The 15,977-nt window shown below is 64.1% G+C and carries 12 protein-coding genes; 4 read left to right on the top strand and 8 right to left on the bottom strand.

Translation table 11 applies throughout. The annotated features are described in order from the left end of the window. The first annotated feature begins 234 nt into the window (after positions 1-234). Positions 235-1,422, top strand: coding sequence for a PEP-CTERM sorting domain-containing protein (locus KA354_23770; GenBank protein ID MBP7937671.1), 1,188 nt, complete (start codon positions 235-237; stop codon positions 1,420-1,422). A gap of 180 nt (positions 1,423-1,602) precedes the next feature. Here KA354_23770 and KA354_23765 read toward each other — a convergent pair whose 3' ends face one another. The 4 genes from KA354_23765 to KA354_23750 all read right to left on the bottom strand — a co-directional run bounded on the left by KA354_23765 (position 1,603) and on the right by KA354_23750 (position 7,260). Beyond that, positions 1,603-1,845 (bottom strand): hypothetical protein, encoded by a 243-nt coding sequence (locus KA354_23765; GenBank protein ID MBP7937670.1) that lies wholly within the window; start codon positions 1,843-1,845, stop codon positions 1,603-1,605. Positions 1,846-1,861: 16 nt separating this feature from the next. Continuing rightward, complete coding sequence (locus KA354_23760; protein MBP7937669.1) at positions 1,862-2,878, bottom strand: alpha-L-fucosidase; 1,017 nt, start codon at positions 2,876-2,878, stop codon at positions 1,862-1,864. Continuing rightward, on the bottom strand, positions 2,875-6,039 hold the full coding sequence (locus KA354_23755) for an Ig-like domain-containing protein (protein ID MBP7937668.1): 3,165 nt from the start codon (positions 6,037-6,039) through the stop codon (positions 2,875-2,877). The genes KA354_23760 and KA354_23755 overlap by 4 nt, the downstream gene beginning before the upstream one ends. A 342-nt stretch (positions 6,040-6,381) precedes the next feature. Then, positions 6,382-7,260 carry a CPBP family intramembrane metalloprotease gene (locus KA354_23750; GenBank protein MBP7937667.1) on the bottom strand — a complete coding sequence of 293 codons (879 nt, stop codon included), beginning with the start codon at positions 7,258-7,260 and terminating at the stop codon, positions 6,382-6,384. A 65-nt stretch (positions 7,261-7,325) separates the two neighbouring features. Here KA354_23750 and trpC point away from each other — a divergent pair, with 65 nt between their 5' ends. Beyond that, positions 7,326-8,150: an indole-3-glycerol phosphate synthase TrpC gene (trpC, locus tag KA354_23745; protein MBP7937666.1), complete on the top strand. Its 825-nt coding sequence runs from the start codon at positions 7,326-7,328 to the stop codon at positions 8,148-8,150. Positions 8,151-8,291: 141 nt separating this feature from the next. On the opposite strand, the gene KA354_23740 is transcribed toward trpC, so the two are convergent. The 3 genes from KA354_23740 to KA354_23730 all read right to left on the bottom strand — a co-directional run bounded on the left by KA354_23740 (position 8,292) and on the right by KA354_23730 (position 11,848). Beyond that, positions 8,292-9,551, bottom strand: coding sequence for an AAA family ATPase (locus KA354_23740; protein MBP7937665.1), 1,260 nt, complete (start codon positions 9,549-9,551; stop codon positions 8,292-8,294). A gap of 159 nt (positions 9,552-9,710) precedes the next feature. Further along, entirely contained in the window at positions 9,711-11,615 is a 1,905-nt protein-coding gene (locus tag KA354_23735) for a glycosyltransferase family 1 protein (GenBank protein ID MBP7937664.1), read from the bottom strand. Positions 11,616-11,656: 41 nt separating this feature from the next. After that, positions 11,657-11,848 (bottom strand): hypothetical protein, encoded by a 192-nt coding sequence (locus KA354_23730; protein ID MBP7937663.1) that lies wholly within the window; start codon positions 11,846-11,848, stop codon positions 11,657-11,659. 345 nt (positions 11,849-12,193) lie between these two features. Between KA354_23730 and KA354_23725 the strand changes: the two genes are divergently transcribed. Further along, a complete protein-coding gene (locus KA354_23725) occupies positions 12,194-13,468 on the top strand; it encodes a hypothetical protein (GenBank protein ID MBP7937662.1) in 1,275 nt (424 codons plus the stop codon). Positions 13,469-13,825: 357 nt separating this feature from the next. After that, positions 13,826-14,398: an acyltransferase gene (locus tag KA354_23720; protein ID MBP7937661.1), complete on the top strand. Its 573-nt coding sequence runs from the start codon at positions 13,826-13,828 to the stop codon at positions 14,396-14,398. A gap of 118 nt (positions 14,399-14,516) precedes the next feature. Here the strand turns inward: KA354_23720 and KA354_23715 are convergent. Next, positions 14,517-15,977, bottom strand: a 1,461-nt coding sequence (locus KA354_23715; protein ID MBP7937660.1) for a hypothetical protein, incomplete at its 5' end; no start/stop codon positions are given.

The following is a 15,977-nucleotide window of genomic DNA, read 5'->3' as shown; positions in this document are numbered from 1 at the left end:
AGGCGTCTTCACCCTCACCTGCAACGCCAATACCTGGGCCCGGCAAAGGCTCCTCGGCCTGCTGCAGGCGATGAAGACCGCCCAACACGCCGCTTGAGGCGGGCGGATTATGCAACGTTGGGGTAGACAATGGTGGCGGGAGTCTAGCTGTCGCCACCAAGGGAGGAGGGCGATAGGAACTGGGCACCGCCTTCCCTTTCACGACTCAAGTCATGGTTTTTTGGAGGTAGAAAGATGTCTCTGGGCAAGTGCTTCTTCGTGCTGACGATCGGTGCGCTCGTGGGGGCGGCATCCAGCGTCCAGGGTGCCGATCTGACCACGATCGGTAGTGTGGAGGCTCGGTACACCACGAGCCTGGGCACCGACTTCGGCGATACAATCGGCAACGGCGGGCAGGGTCTGTATGACTACGCCAGCGACCGAGGCAACGGGGGGCCCTGGTGGTACATGAACAACGGCGATCTGTTCTCCAACGTCAACACCTACGGCGGAACCACCGCCGAGGACTTCGCCGGCTACCAGTTCAAGTTGCCGGCCTCCGTCACCGAGATCAAGTACTCGAACCGGATCTACGGGGACGGCGGGACTTTCGCGAGCACGCCGCGGGTCGAGGTGCTCCGAAACGGGCCGGTCGCCAAGGGCGGAGTGTGGGAAGAAGTGGCCGCAAGCTGGGACGTTGCCTACGACAACACCTTCATTGACGGACACCGCCAGTACACCATCACGCCGACGGCACCCACCGGCAACGTCTGGGGCGTCCGCCTGATCGGCGCCCCCCAGCCTGGCCCCGCTCCGGATAGCGGCGGATGGGTCGGCGTCGGCGAACTCCAGGTCAGCGGCGACCTGCCTATCGCCAAGACGATCAACCTGCAGAACAACCTGGCTCTCGGCCAAACACCACTCTGGAGCTACAACCAGTTCAGCCAGCCCCAGACCCTCACCGACGGCAGCTTCGCCTGGGACAGCTATGACACCACCTGGGGAGCCGGGGGGCCCAGAGACGAGTACATCGGCGTGCTGCTCGATGCCCCAAAGAATGACGTCACCGCGATCGGTATTACCTTCAAGACCTTCGGGGACGGCGGCTGGTTCAACACCGATACCATGAAGGTCCAGTACACCACCGACAGCGGTGCCACCTGGAACGATGTGACTGGCCTGGACATGGGTCGGTACACGGACGACCTCGGATATCTCATCAATGTCGCCACTTGGCAGGAGGCCGCCCCGTTCCTGTGGACCTTCGACACGATCGACGGGGTCAACGGCATGCGGATCTACGGTGCTCCCGGCGGAGCCCTGACCGATGTCGATGGCTTCATCGGAGCGGCGGAGTTCGAGGTCTTTGCCCTCGTGCCCGAGCCGTGCACCCTGGTCCTGCTGGCCCTGGGTGGCTTGACCCACGCACGTCGGCGGCGATAGGCCCCGGCCCCGGGCGTCCGGCCCCTCATCGATGGCATGATTCAAGGCCGCGGCCGTGAGGAGCAGGCGTTGAAACGCCGCTCTCCTCGCGGGCGCGGCCCTCTCTTTTCCTCCCCCTAAAAAAACCGCGTCCTCCGCAGCATCGACAAGCTGGAACGAGCCGCGTCTTCATCACCATCGTCAACCCGGCGGGTAAACCGCAAAGTCCCAGATCGTCGGCCCGCCCGTCGAGTCCGTAATCGCCAGTCGCACCTTGCCGGCCTTGACCGGCGGGAAGGTCACCTCCACCCCTGGCCCGCCGATGGTCCCCCCCCCGGTGAACGGTCTTCCAGCCGCCTTGCCCGTCCGGCACCTGCAGTTCAAACCCTCGAACGGCGTCGAGGAACTCACTGATCGTGGCACGGGAGAACGATAACTCGGCACCGAGGTCCACCTCCAGCTACGCGGTTTTCACCTCAACATCCGTCGCCCATCGCGTGCCACCTTCGGCCCCGAGATCCATGTCCGTCGCCTTGGACGGCCCCCATTTGCCCACTTCATTGCGATACACGTTGGAGGCGGCGACCGGGCGGTCGATGAGCAGCGAGTCCTGCACGCCCTCCGGATGCCTGATCAGCTCGGCGATCTCCATCAGCCGGGCGACGAACTCGGGCGGGATTCGCCCGCTCCGATCCGGTCCGGCGTTGAGCAGCAGGTTTGCCCCTCGACCCACGCTCCGGCGGTAGAGTTCGACCATCTGGCGAGCGGGTCGGACGTCATCGTCCCTGCCCCAGAACCACCGCGTCTGGCCCAGCGAGTCACAGACTTCGTCCGGCATGTAGTACCACGTGCCGTTGTAGACGATCCGGGGATTGTGGCCCGTTTTCGGGGGTGCGACACGCTCGCCGTTGTTGAGGTCCTTGGGCCAGATCGGCATCGGGGTCCGGGAGACGATCTTGCCAGCATAACTGGGCTCGCGAGTGTTCACTTGGCTGCCGTCGACGAAACCTTGGTTCAGGAGCACCAGGCAGTCAGGCTGCAGCGATTGACAGTGAGCATAGAGCCGGGCGAGCATGCCGGCCATGTCCGGACCCATGTCCCAGGGAATATCAAACCACATCTCGGTGATCGGACCGTAACCGGTCAGCAACTCCCTCATCTGCTCGTGGACAAATCCCTCGTACTCGACGGGCATTCGCTTCAGCTGATGGTACTTGTCCCAACCCAGCGAGTAGTAGAAGCCCGGGGCGAGCTTGTACTTGCGGCAGGCTTTGACAAACTGCTCGATCACGTCGGTGGTCTGCGAACTAGTAGCCACCGTGTAATCCGAAACAGCGCTCGGCCAAAGGGCATGGCCGTAGTGGTGCTTGGCGGTCAGCACGGCGTACCTCATGCCGGCGTCCCTGGCCGTGCGAATCCATTGATCCACGTCGAGATCGGTGGGTGCGAATCGAAACGGAATCGAGACCGGCGTCATCGAACGTTCAGCAGGATCGACACCGTGTTGTCACCCGGGTTGGCCGCCGCAGCATCGAGCTTGCCGTCACCATTGAAGTCACCCAGCCCGACCGCCGCCGGCTGCAAGCCGCTGTCCTGGTGCTCCACAATGAACAGGCTCGTACCACCAAGGTTGATCAGCACGGACAACGTCCCTGGTCCGCGATTGGCCGTCACCAGATCGGGTAGCCCGTCACCGTCCACGTCTCCGGCCGAAACCGCGATGGGGCTCGCCCCTGCGGGTAAAGCCACGTTCTCCCCGGCGCTCCCTGTGCCCGGCGGGAAGAGGTTGGCGGACATGCCGCTCGAGTGGCGTACGGTCACGCTCGGTGTCCCGGTGTTCACCAGGGCCAGGTCCGGCCTGCCGTCCCCGTCCAGATCGGGCGCGGCCAGCGCTGCGGGCGCGTTCTGGACGGCAAACAGCCGGTTCGTCGCCGTGGTCGGAGCAGTAAACGCCAGGGCCCCGCCGTTTGGCGTGCTGTTCAGGAACACGGCTGCGTTGTCCGTGCCCCCGTAGCACACACCCACGTCCACCAGGGCGTCGCCGTCAAAGTCGCCCGCGACGACTGAACGGGCATCCGATACCCCCGCCACCGTCAACCGGGTGACCGTTCCACTGAAGGTGCCATCGCCGTTTCCGGAGAGAATCGACACGTCGTCTCCCGTCGCCACTGCCAGATCCAGGTTCGCGTTGGCCGGGTTCTCAAACTCCCCGACGGCCAGGGAGAGCGGGCCGGAGAGCGCGGTGTTCACCGCTGCCCCGAACGTCCCGTCCCCGTTGCCCAATAGTATCGACACGCTTCCACCGTCACGGTTGGCCACCGCCAGATCAAGGTGCCCGTCATGAGTGAAGTCGGCAACCTTCACATCCACGGGACTCGCTCCCACCGCGACCGTCGGCGGCACCGCCGGCGTGAACGTCCCGTCGCCGTTGCCCAGCAGGATGGCCACCGTGTTCGCGGTCAGGCACGCGATCGCCAGGTCGAGCTCGCCGTCACTGTTGAGATCGGCCGTGGCAACGGCTTTCGGTCCCCCGGCGACCGCGAGGGTGTTGGGGCAGCCAAAGTAGGAGGACGTCGTCGCCGATCGCTCGGTGAAGGCCACGCTCCGGTTGGTCGAGCTATCGACCGCCCGAACCGTGAAGTAGTAGGTGGTGCCGCGGTCCAGGCCCGTGACCCGGTAGGACGTGATCCCCGCAGCCGTCGCATAGCTCGGGGCATTCAGGTCCTGCCCTCCGCTGAACCGGGACTGAAAGACCTGGTAGCTGATGCCAGCCTGCGGGGTGACATCATCCGATGCCGGCGACCAGGTCAGGGTGATGTCGCTTGAACAGTTCGCCCGCGCTGTCAGACCGGCCGCAGTGATCGTCGGAACCACCGTGTCCGGGTCGGTCCCGGTGGTGAACGACCAGGACGTCTCAGGCATGAGCACACCGTCGGCGCTCACGATGTTGCGCAGCGTCGCGGTGTAGTTCGTGGTGGGCGCAAGAAAAACGCTGGGGACATGCACCGCGGTGAAGTCGGTGTTCGAGTACATGATCACTTCCGCGGCCACCAGGGCGTTGGTCAGCGTGTTGCGGATCACCAGGCCGGCAGGCGTCGAGCTTGTGGCCACCGCCCCGGTGACTGCCTCGTTGAACACCACCCGGATTCGCGTGTTCCGCGGCACGTTGACGGCACCGTCCACCGGCGTCTTGGAGACCACCTCCGGCGTCGTGTTCGGCGCCTGGCCGGTGGTGAACGACCAGATGTACTGCGTCATCACCGGGAAGCCGGTCGAGTCCAGGATGTCCTGCAAGGTGACAGTGTACGTGGTGTGGGCACTGAGCAGGGTGAGCGGGCGGAACGTGGCCGTCAGGCTCGCCGGATCGAACACCAGTGATCGCACCCCCACCACCATATTGGTGAGCGGGTCCCGCACGACGAAAGTTGCGGCCGAGATGCCGCTGATCGGCTCGCTGAATACCGCCTGGATGGCCGTGTCACGTCCCACCCCGACGGCGTCGCTGGCCGGCGTTGTGGCGATGACCAGGGGAAGCGCATCCGGGCTCGCGCCAGTCGTGAACTGCCATGACTTCTCCGGCATTACCACGCCATCCGTGCCGAAAAGACCACGCAACGTCGCCGTGTAGCTCGTATTGGCGGCCAGGTACACGGAAGGAACAAGCACCGCCGTCCGGCTCGTGTTGGAGAAGGCCACAGAACTGGCGCTGACCGAGACGCCGGTCAGGCTGTTGCGAAGCAGGAACGTCGCGGCGCTGGTTCCCGTGACCACGGAGTCGAAGACCGCCTCGATGCGGGTGTCACGCGACACATCCGTCGCGTTAGCCGCAGGTGTCGTGGAGACCACGACCGGCGTCGTATTGGGCGTGTTGCCGGTGGTGAAAGACCAGATGTACTGGCCCATCAGGGGATAGCCTGCCAAGCCCGCGATGTCCTGCAGCGTGACTGTGTAGGTGGTGTTCGGGGTGAGCAGGCTGAGCGGGCGAAACGTGGCCGTGAGCTGACCCTGGTCAAACACCAACGATCGCGCCCCCAGAGCCGCGTTCGTGCTCATGTCCCGCACCACGAAGGTCGAGGTCGAGACACCACCGATCGGCTCGCTGAACACCGCTTGGATGGCCGTATCCCGTGCAACCCCAATGGCCTCGCTGGCCGGGCTCGTGTCAACAACCACCGGAATCGTGTCAGGCTCCGGTCCGGTCGTGAAGGTCCATATGTACGGGTTCAGCAGTGCCTGACCGTTGAGATCGCGCACGTCCCTCACCGTGACCGTGTAGGTGAGGTTGGGCGACAAGTGAGCCGTGGGAACGAACATCGCCGCGTTCGCAGACGCGTTGTACGTCACCGTCCCGGCAATGTTGGCCCCGGCCGCGCTCTTCACCAGGACAGCGCCCGTGGTCGTATTGCTTTCTGGGTTGACCAGGCTGGAGGAATCCACTTCCTTGTTGAAGGTGATCCTCACCGCCACGTCCCGCGAGACGCCGGATACGCCCGCCGCAGGCTCCGTCGAGATGACTTCCAAGGGAACGAAGCTGCCCAAAAGCAGCGTCTCATCCGCGCCAATGCCCGGACAGCCCGCCAGCCCGGCCAATACCAGCATCAGCCAGAACCCAACAATCAGATAATACCCGTGTTGCATGTCCGCAACACCTCCTTGCGCAGAGATGGGGTGGACACTCCGCTGTGGCTCGTATCGCCTGTTCCCATAGCCCGGTTTAGCTTCGAAGCCGCACGCCCAGGCCGTGAATCCCACGCTGCGTCCGATATCCAACCCAAGCCGAGCCCCGGGCCCGCCCGTCCACGCCTGGCCGCCGGAAATCAGCGACCTCCAGCAGTCGCGGCAAGTCGAGGTCCGACGTTCTAACGCCAGCTTCTCCCTCATGCCATGACTGAGAGAGTCAACGGCAGGAGCCGATCAGCTCCCAACCGCCCTCGTCTCTGGTGTGACCGGCAGCTTTCTCCAGGACCACCAGACCGGCCGTTACCCCATCAGATAGACTTGCAGACAGTACCACAGCAGCGACTTGATGTTGAACAGCATGTGCAGGCCGATGGGAACCCACAGGGAACCGGTCCGCTCGTAAGTGTAGCCCAGAAGCACACCCAGCAGCATCAACGCGGGAACAAAGTGAGGCGTGCCAGTGTGCATCATGCCGAAGAGCACCGCCGTGACCAAGATGGCTCCCCAGCGAGCCCGAGACGAGGGCCTGCCCCATCCAATCAACGCCGCTAAACCGGTCTGCAGAATCCCCCGGAAGAGCACCTCTTCGCCAATCGGCGCCAGCGTCGCAGCTCCAAAGAAAGCCAGGAACCGAATAGCAGGCGGCGAGCCCCTCGACTCCAGAAACTCGAAAACCGGGTGACTGGGAGGCGTGAACGCCGGCCAGAACGTGATAATCACCCAGCTGCTGTACCAGACCGCAACGCCAGTCAGACAGAGGGCCACCAGCCAACCGGCAACGCTCCATCGGAGGTCGCGGTCCAGGCGGGTGCCAGCCAATCCGAATCCGCGGAGCCCGCCTGCAAATGTACCACGCGCCACCGCCAGGCAGGTGGCGATGAGAATGATCTGGCCGGCAACCGAGGCGATGACCCCCGCGCAGGCCAAACGCTCGAGATCGGGCATCGAGGCGGGGAGCAGCCAGGCGAACGGTACCCCCAGAGCCATGCCCAGGAGGTAAACAGCGAGGCAAAGCCATACCGTAAGCGGACCCAGAACATGTGTTCGGACCGGGGCCCCGAGCAGCAGGTCTGGCCGCCCCTGCCTCAGCCAGCGAGCTGCCGCGATCGACAGGACGACAACCCCCATCCCCATCAGCACCAGATCGAGCCCGTCAAGCAGTGGAATTGACTCAGCCATGAAACGCACGACCGTCGAACCGGACCTCTGAATCCACTACAATACCGCTTCCGAGGAGAACGCTCGTGGGCAATATATTGGATCAGATCGTCGAAACCAAACGCGGGGAGCTGATTCAGCGGAGAGCCAGATGTTCACTGGAGCAGATGAGGCGACTGGCTGCCGAGGCCGCTCCTACACGCGACTTCTACGCGGCGTTGGCCGCCGATCCGCCCCGCGGCGTCCACCTCATCGCCGAGATCAAGCGGAAATCACCCTCCGCAGGACTGATCAGGCCGGATTTCGACCCCGTGGCCATCGCTCAGGTATACCAGCGTGCCGGGGCCTCCGCCCTCAGCGTACTGACCGATCAGCCGTACTTCGATGGCCGCCTTGAGTTCTTGCCGCAGGTCAAAAAGGCCGTGCCGCTGCCGGTCCTCCGCAAGGACTTCATGATCGACCTATACCAAATCTACGAGTCCCGGGCGTCAGGCGCTGACGCCGTTCTGCTGATTGGCGAGGTCCTCACCCCGGACCTGTTGGCAGAAATGCTCGACCTGGCATTCAGACTGGGGATGACCAGCCTGATCGAGATCCATGAACGACAGACCCTCGAACAGCTTCAACGCGTCATTCCCTTCTCGAACGAGAGGCGAAGCCTCTTGGGCATCAATAACCGCGACCTCAAAACCCAAAGGACCGACTTGGCGACCAGCGAACAGTTGGCGGAACTGGCGGCCAAGGGCACGATCATCATCTCCGAGAGCGGCATCAAAAGCCGAGCCGATGTCGAACGCCTGATCAAGGCCGGCGCCCGAGGGTTGCTCATCGGCGAGACGCTCATGCGATCGCCCGATGTGGCTGGTGCGATCCAGGAACTGTTTGGCGGCTGGAGAAGCGACGCGCCATGAACACGCTTCGAGCCCAGGTCGGGTGAGCCATCGGTAGGAGCAATACGCGGGTCGTGAGTAACCGAGTGTCGGCTGTGCGTGGGCAGGTTGTGCTTCGGTACGTAGACTGGCCGGGGATAAACCCTCCCCCTGGCAGCTCTCTTATCCTACTTCCACCACCGAGTTCAGTTCCCCATAGGGGTTCGTCTCAACATAGCTGTTGTGCGGGTCATTCTGCCAGCGGCCATCGACCACGTAGCGGTAGCGGTAGCGGCCGGGCCCAAGCGGCAGCAGCGCCCGGAAGCTGGACTCGCAGCCGTTGGGCTGCATCGCCGTCGCTTCAGGCATCCAGTTGTTGAAATCACCCGCCAACTGCACGGTGCGGGCGCCGGGGGCGTGGGCAACGAACAGGACGCCTTCAGCCGTAGGCTTGACGCCATAGATGGCCGCAATCCTCTCCTCGATCTCGTCGTGGCTGGCAACCGGGGTCTGACCTGGTTCGCGGTTCTCAACCCCATCCGGCCCGAACAGCGGCCGCGAGGTTGCCAAGAGCTTCTCCGCCCGTTCGGCAAGCCGGTCCGCCTGACGGATAAGCGTCGTTGGCACCATGTCCGGACCACCGGTGGCGATCAGTTCACGGGCTAGCCGGACAAAATCGCGGAACCCCATGCTGCCGGGATCATACTCGGTGATCGGCTGCCCGAAACTGGCCCCCTCGCGAAGCTTGGTGTTGAAGTTGATGAAGGTCGAGCACATCATCGGCCCAAACTTGCGTTTGAGCTCGTTGAGGATCTCCCGCCCAAGCTTGGTCCGCACGTCATACAGGTTGGCGAGGATGCGGATCTCCAGGGGCTGATCCCGGCGGGCTCGCAATGCCTCAACCGTGTCAAGCTGCTTGGAGAGCCCCTGAAGTGAGAAGTAGCCCGTGTCTACCGGAATGATGACCTCACTCGCGGCGGCCAGGGCATTCAGCGTGAGGATGCCAATGTGCGGGGGGCAGTCAACGAGGGCAAAATCATACTTGTCGCTGACCGTCGAGAGCACCTCCGCCAGCCGGTCCTCGGCATCCGGCTTGCTCACCATGTCGATCTCAAACCGGGCGAGACTGGTCGTCGAAGGTGAGAGATCGAAATTGGCGGTGATCTGCCAAATACTCCGAACCAGGTCGAGACGCTCTCCGTTGCCGCTGCCGTTGGGCTTCACCGCATGTCCGTTGGATCCGCCCCGGGCGGCGAGAACATCCGCTATGCTGACCTCGATCTGGTCTTCTGGTACCGCCAAACCAAGGGCACAGTGTCCCTGTGGGTCCATGTCGACCAGCAAGACGCGTCGGCCTTCGCGGGCCAGGCACGCGGCTAAATTGATGCTCACGGTCGTTTTACCACAGCCGCCCTTTTGATTGGCGATGGCGATGGTTCTCATGTTCACGCAACCTTCCAACAGATGATATGGACCACTTTCGGACGTCCATCGCGCCCGGGACCGCAGACACAAAGCCAATCATGGCGCTGTTATCGGTCGCTCGCGACGAAAAACTTGACCGGACTCAGGAATTGTTGTAAGTCATTTATCCGACGAATATTAGGATTGCACACGGGATGATGAAGAACAAGAACTTGCGCTGCTTCGGAGCGTTGCCAGGCGCGCCCCTGGCGTGTGGTGTGACTTCACGGCCTCGCCCGCCAGTCTGGCCAGACTCCGGCGACGGGCCGAGTCCCCGATCAGTTGACCCACAAGTCGTGTCAACTCCTGTTCCGTTCGGAACGTCACCATGCTCCTGTCGGGCTCGAACAGCGTGTGCCAGCCACCAGGTCCCCGATCGCTCGGATGGGCCCGGGCCAGCAACACCGCGCCACTTCCCGCGGCCAATAGTGCCGCATGCGACAACTCACCAGTAACGTCCGCGTGAATAACCAGCTTGGCCTGCTCGGCGATTCTTGCGCGATCCTGCAATCCGGTCACCGGCCCTTGCCAGCAGTTGCCAGCCACGTCGCTCCAGCCGTGGCCGCAGACCACCGGTTGGATGCCCGCCCGAATCAGGGTCTGGAATAGTCGCCGCCACAGAAAGGCATTGGCAACCGTGCTGCACAGGGTCTCCAGCATGGGCCGTCGTACTTCCGGATCGTCGATCCTCAGCCCCAGACGCTTCTCCGCGGCCGCAAGAACAGACTCTCCCTGCTCGTCAATGAAACCGTCAATGCGCGCCCCGAGCAGATCGATGGCCGTGCTCCATAGCTGCAGGTGAGTGGGCAGGTTGTATCCAAAGCGCTCCGCACTGGTGAACGGCAGGTCCGTCATGATGACCACTTCAACGGGGCGGTCCGCGTTTGCCAGCCCCGCCGGATCGCTCGGCACCGCCAGGCAGGGCAGTGGGCAGACCTGCAACCGCCCAGGCTCGATACCCGCTTGCAGGGCTCGAGCGTAACCCCGCGCGTGCGTGACCGCGACCAGGTCCCCCTCGCCCATCTGCCCGGCTAGTCCCGACGCCGGAATGGCATGAGTCTCCAGCCAACTGATGGCCGGAATCAGCTCCGGCAGCACGTCCCGAACTTCTTGGCGAGTGGCATTCAGGAGGATGGCCTGGCCAGGCGGCCCACCGGGAATCCCGGCGATTCGCCGGATCCGAGCCAGGGAATGAACATCCCCGGCAGATCGGACCGCCACGTGCTCAGCTTGTCCCCCCGCAGTGGACAGGGCCGCCAACAACGCATCTCCCAACACCAGAACTTCATCTCGGGGCTGCAGCGAGAGCACGAGCGCAGATCTGCGGCCCCCGGTCACATGCGTGCTGCCTCCAGCTGTATCATCAACGGCCAACGCCAACAACGCTTCCGCAAGCTGCTGCCGGATGCGGCTCGTCTCCAGGACCCGAGCCTGCTCGACGATCTCGTAGGCAGCCTGAACAGCGGCGCGGATCTCGGCCAGCTCTGCCGGCCTGGCCCAGGGCCACATCAGGATGCGAGTGGGGCAGAGATGACCCGGGTGCACGTTGAACCAGTTTACCAGTGTTGTGGTCAGGCTCTCCGCAGGTCCCCCGAGCAGTACCAGTCGTTGCTCCGCGATGGCCGCCGCCCAGTCGTGCAGCCGTAAACCCAGCACCAGGGCACGCTCGTCGGGTTCCCACACAAAGACCGCTCGGCACCGAGCCAGCCGCCGGAGCAGCAACGTCGCTTCAAAGCCCTGTCCCAGCCCTGGTAGCAGGACATTGCCCAAGCCGGCATCAAAACGGTCCAGCAGGGCGGCCGCTCGCACCGCCGGGATCGAGGTTCGACCGAACCACTGCTCCGCAGAACTCTGCGTACCGTCCGGCCTGAAGCCTGGGACGCGAAAGCTGATCTCGCCGTCGCGAGTCACGGCTGACGCGGCTTGGACCGCCCCCATGAGCCGGGCCACGCGGTCCGCTAGCTGCGGCTCGGCCCGCTGCAAGGCAGCCAGATTCTCATCGAAGACGGCGGGATCAAGCTGCGGTGGGCTCGCCTGGACCATCAAGTGCCTGCTGCGCCAATGACCCTGCAAAGGTCACACTGCTACGCGACGTGACGCGTTTCCGAGAGACGCACAACCATCATCGAGACAACGAAGCCAAACCACAGCCCGAAGGCGACAGCGGCGGCCACCAGTGGCCAACGCGGCAGTGGCGGCGAATCCCCAGCAGGCAGGTCATTGTCCCAGATCGATTCCGGCTGGTCCGCGGGCACCGTCGGATGTGGTCGCTCCATTGCCATGATCGATCAGGTTAGTGGTCGAATGACCCGTTGGCAAGGTGGGCTCCCGAAGTGGCCGCCATGGGCTCTGCCATAACCCGCGGGACGGGACACGTGATATGACTACGGAGGACGATCCCCCAGTCTGCCTCCTCGCTCTTTGAAATCTTGAAAACGCTCCTCTCAAAACGCCTCGATAATATGCAGGAGCAAGGCAATCTGGGCAATACTCATTGGGTTCGTTTGGCGCCGGCGCTTTTCTCCCAACCGTGCCTCAACGCCCCTCCCGGGGTCGCCAACACGGATCCCGACCAAATGCATCGCTTGTAGGTCGCCCGGACGCCGCCATAGACTACGACCGTGCGTCTCGATGAGCTGTTCGATCATGTGATGGACTATCCCCCGCTGCCAGCGGCCGCGGTAACTCCACCAGTCCAGCCAACAGCCCAAACGCAGCCAGTCCCACGGGAGACGGTCTCCGGCCAGACCACCACTGCCCTGCCCGCTCAGCAGATAGCGGCGAGGTTGCCCGGTGGCGGCGGCGTCTACCTGTTGACGGATGCGGATGATCGACCCATTCAGTTCGCGGCGGCCGCGGATCTGAGGCGGGCATTGAACAACCGATTGACGCAGCAGACGCCGACCGCGGACGGTCAGACGGTGGTCACCTCGCGCCGGCGGGCAAACCTCCGCGAGGTCGTTCGCCGCATTCGATGGCGAACCGCCTGCTCCCAGTTCGAGATTACCTACGAATACTGGCGGATCGCGCGGGCCTTGCACCCTGATTCGTATCTGAAGGAAGTAGGTTTCGGAGCCACGTGGTTCGTGCACGTGGATTCCGAGGCGGCCGTGCCTCGCTTCGAGATCGGTAAGATCCTCGGCGGGCCGCCGGGTAAGGATCTCGGACCGTTCGCGACCCAGACCGACGCCGCTCGGTTCGTGCAGACCCTCGAGGACATCTTCGATCTGTGCCGCGATGACCCAGTCCTCCAGCGGGCTCCCCACGGCCAGCCGTGCGCCTACTTCGACATGGGCCGCTGTCCCGCTCCATGCAACGGCTCGGTGCCGATGACCGCCTATCGGCGGACTGTCGCCGAGGCCATGGCCTTTGCGGCCGGTCAGCGGGTAACCGTGCTCCAGTGTTGGGAGCAGCAGATGCGCGAGGCCGCCGGCCATCGCGAGTTCGAGCGGGCGGCCGCGTTCAGGCAGCGAATCGAGCGAGCCCGCACCCTCAACCAGCCCGCTTTCGAGCAGGTGACCGAACTCGATCGGTTCAGCTTCCTGATCGTTCAGCGCGGCGGCGGCACCAGCCGCGTCAAGCCGTTCTTCGTCCATCGCGGCCAGGTTGAACCCGGCGAGCCGGTTCGACTGTCGATGATCGAGACAGTGGCCTCGGAATGGCTCCGCCAGGCCGAAAAACCGCCGGCCGACGAGAACTCGAGGACCATCGCCTCGCAACAGGAGCTTTCCGAACAGATCGCCCTCGTCAGCCACTTCCTCTTCAAGCGTGAGCCGGCAGGCCTGTTCCTTCCTGCGGCCACTCTGCCCGGCCCTGCTTCCTTGGTCAAGCTGATTCGGGCCGCCTTCAGTCCGAAACACAGGCCGGAACAGACGCCGCCGCCGGGAGGGCCATGAACACTACGCGGATCAAAAGAGGCCTCTGCCGACGTTGAGCGGCGACGCGACGAACCCGCGGAGTCATACCCGACCCTTGGACCTCGGACGGCTCCCAACGTGGCAGCGGGGACGGCCGGATCGTCGGGTGGGCGTGATTCGCCGCTGTGCGCTCGACGTCGGCCACAGTAGGATATCTCACCGCCCTGGCTCGGCTGGCCGGGTGTCGACCTCGCCCGAATCGGTCGGTCAAGAGCGGAGGGGTGAGGATCAGGAATCGGCCATGCCGCCCGAGAGCTGACAAATGGTCGAGAGACGATCCTGGATGGCGAGGGGGGTGATGGTGCTCACGGATGCACGAAAGCCGGAGATAGTGCTATGCTGAGATCGGTTGTGCGCGGAATTCGAAGGCTGGTCGGACGAACGGATTCCAGCACCATACTCGCGAGGATGGATATCGGCCCGGGCTCGCGTCTGAGTGCCTCCAATCTGGACGGCATGTTCCCCCAACTGATTCACGTCGGGCGCAACTGCATCTTCGCGCCGACCGCGATGGTTCTCGCCCATGACGCCAGCTACTACCTTTTCACCGGCGAGTATCGCGTGGCCCCGGTCTGGATCGGCGACAATGTCTTCATCGGATACGGAGCGATACTCATGCCCGGCATCCGGATAGGCCACAACGTGGTCATTGGCGCCGGCAGCGTGGTCACCCGGGATGTCGAGAGCGACTCCGTCGCGGCGGGTGTTCCGGCGCGCGTCATATGCCCGCTTAAAGAGTATTTAGAAGGTCAAAAGAAGTATATCATGTGCAAACCCCCTTATGCGGGCAGAGTGCCTCGAGATATGACCCCGGAGGATGTGGAGCAGTTTCGCCGCATGGTCTACGACCGCTTTCGGACGGCAGGGGGGCACCCAACGGGTGAAGCCGCTCAGCCACCGGGAAGTTGAGTGGTCCACAGTCCGCGTCCACGACGCGCGGCTTGCTGGGATCGGGGGGCCAGAGGTGGTAGGCGGGCGCCGAACCACGAGATGGCCGACGGCCGTGCCATCCGAGTCGGTCGCTTCTCTAGGGATGGTCGATACTGGCCTCGGCACGATCCACGATCCGCGGCTGCAGGATCCCGACGTCGTCGATGACCTCGGCGAGACGATAGTGCTCGCGGATGATCCGGCCCTTGTCGCCGAAAAACGACTCCACGTCGGCCAGGATGGCCGCTTCAACAGCCGCCCGATCCTCCATGCCCCGCGCCAATTCCGGAATGCGGGCGACCACAGCCTTGGGCCGCGTTCCGCCGACCACGGTCAGGAACTCGTCGAAAAGGGGCGTCGTCCATTCGTTGATCACCAGCAACGGGTGGGCCGGGGGACGCTGAGCCAGCTGATAGATTCGCGGTTCGCGGAACAGCAGGGCGATCGGCTCGTCGGGTCCAGTCAGCGAACGGATCCGCTCGGCCACGCGATGGCTCGTGCCGTAGCTCGGATAACGCGTGCGGTGCTTGGTGATCCGGGTGTAGTGGTCGACAAGCCCCGTGCCGGATAGCACGTACGGGCTGCTCGTGGCAAAGGTCATGTAATGGCCCCAGTAGCTGACCGACAGGTGAACGAGTCCGGCCAGGCAGGCCGCCATCCAGGCCCGAGTACCCACGGTGCCGGCGGCGTGACCCAGACCGCGGACAATCTCGCCGGCCGCTAGGTAGCTCAGGAACGCAAAGAACGGGAGCATGTGGTAGACGAAGAACCAGCCCTGCAGGCCGACGCCCGCAAAGGCCGCCGCGGCCATGAGAACGCACAGGCGCCAGACACGCGATCGACCGGACCAGGGTGCGATGAGCACGGTGGCTAAGCCTGGGATCAGGAGGCCAAGTGTGGCCCCAAATGGCCCCCGGAACTCCTCGTTGCGGTGATTCAGCAGGAGCAGGCCGAAAACCAGTGCCGCCCCGGCGGCCAGGTGAGCCCACCCCCAAACCATCGCCGCCGGCTTGACAAACGACCCTGACACCTTCTTGGGGACCAGAATCGCGGCACTCGACGCGATCAGGGCCAGGGCCGGTACCGCGTACGGAAGGAGCGAACGCACCATCGCGGGGCCGCGGACGTAACCCGACGGCATCTGGCCGCCAAGAGTCCATGCATCACCATAGCTCGACCAGAGCCCAAGATGAAGCAACAGGGCAATGCCCGCCAGGGCGGCAAGAACGAATCCCCCGGTCAGCGCCGCCCAGGACCCAAAGACCCGACAGCCGGCCCGCCAATTCCCGACCGCCTCAACCAGAGCCAACAACCAGACCGCGCCGTAGCACATGCCCAGCGTCGGCTTCAACGAGAAGGCGAACAAGCCCATCGCACCGGCCAGCAGCCACCCCAAGAGAGATCGTGATGAACCGCCGGCCGCGAACTCGCCAACCCTGCCGCCAACCTCACAGCGAGAACCGTCACCCAGCATGGCGTGCACCAGAACCAGAAGCGGCAGAACCGCAAAGCTCTCACGCTGGGCGGTGTGCAGGTAACCCGAGCCGTAGTAGACCAT

Source organism: Phycisphaerae bacterium (genome assembly GCA_018003015.1).
In the GTDB taxonomy this organism is placed as follows: Bacteria; Planctomycetota; Phycisphaerae; order UBA1845; family PWPN01; genus JAGNEZ01.
The sequence above is the reverse complement of the archived record's forward strand: the minus strand, read 5'-3'. Positions and strand labels throughout refer to the sequence as shown.

What these genes read in the sequence shown, in the direction of transcription:
- KA354_23740 (MBP7937665.1), bottom strand. Translation starts at nt 9,551, where the DNA reads ATGAGAACCATCGCCATCGCCAATCAAAAGGGCGGCTGTGGTAAAACG.
- KA354_23730 (MBP7937663.1), bottom strand. Translation starts at nt 11,848, where the DNA reads ATGGAGCGACCACATCCGACGGTGCCCGCGGACCAGCCGGAATCGATC.
- KA354_23755 (MBP7937668.1), bottom strand. Translation starts at nt 6,039, where the DNA reads ATGCAACACGGGTATTATCTGATTGTTGGGTTCTGGCTGATGCTGGTA.
- KA354_23750 (MBP7937667.1), bottom strand. Translation starts at nt 7,260, where the DNA reads ATGGCTGAGTCAATTCCACTGCTTGACGGGCTCGATCTGGTGCTGATG.
- KA354_23720 (MBP7937661.1), top strand. Translation starts at nt 13,826, where the DNA reads ATGCTGAGATCGGTTGTGCGCGGAATTCGAAGGCTGGTCGGACGAACG.
- KA354_23735 (MBP7937664.1), bottom strand. Translation starts at nt 11,615, where the DNA reads ATGGTCCAGGCGAGCCCACCGCAGCTTGATCCCGCCGTCTTCGATGAG.
- KA354_23760 (MBP7937669.1), bottom strand. Translation starts at nt 2,878, where the DNA reads ATGACGCCGGTCTCGATTCCGTTTCGATTCGCACCCACCGATCTCGAC.
- KA354_23770 (MBP7937671.1), top strand. Translation starts at nt 235, where the DNA reads ATGTCTCTGGGCAAGTGCTTCTTCGTGCTGACGATCGGTGCGCTCGTG.